The 207-nt window shown below is 48.3% G+C and carries 1 pseudogene; it reads right to left on the bottom strand.

Annotated elements, in window-relative coordinates:
* Positions 1 to 207, bottom strand: a pseudogene (locus LRL21_RS47555) (IS4 family transposase); the annotation flags it as partial.

The following is a 207-nucleotide window of genomic DNA, read 5'->3' as shown; positions in this document are numbered from 1 at the left end:
CATGATAGGGTGCCCAAGGCAAACGTGTTTTGCCGACTGTGATCGTGGTCGAGTCGATAAGAAGAAGGTCCTTAGGCAAACGTAATTCGCGGCGCAAGGGTCGGTTGCATTTTTTCAAAAGTAGCTGCAAAGTCTGCTTAAACAGGTCATAAGGAACATCCTTGGCTTTTTTGGAAAAGGTCGAATAATCGCCGGCTGGTAGTCCGC

It is taken from the genome of Paenibacillus periandrae (assembly GCF_022458865.1).
GTDB lineage: Bacteria > Bacillota > Bacilli > Paenibacillales > NBRC-103111 > Paenibacillus_S > Paenibacillus_S periandrae.
The sequence above is the reverse complement of the archived record's forward strand: the minus strand, read 5'-3'. Positions and strand labels throughout refer to the sequence as shown.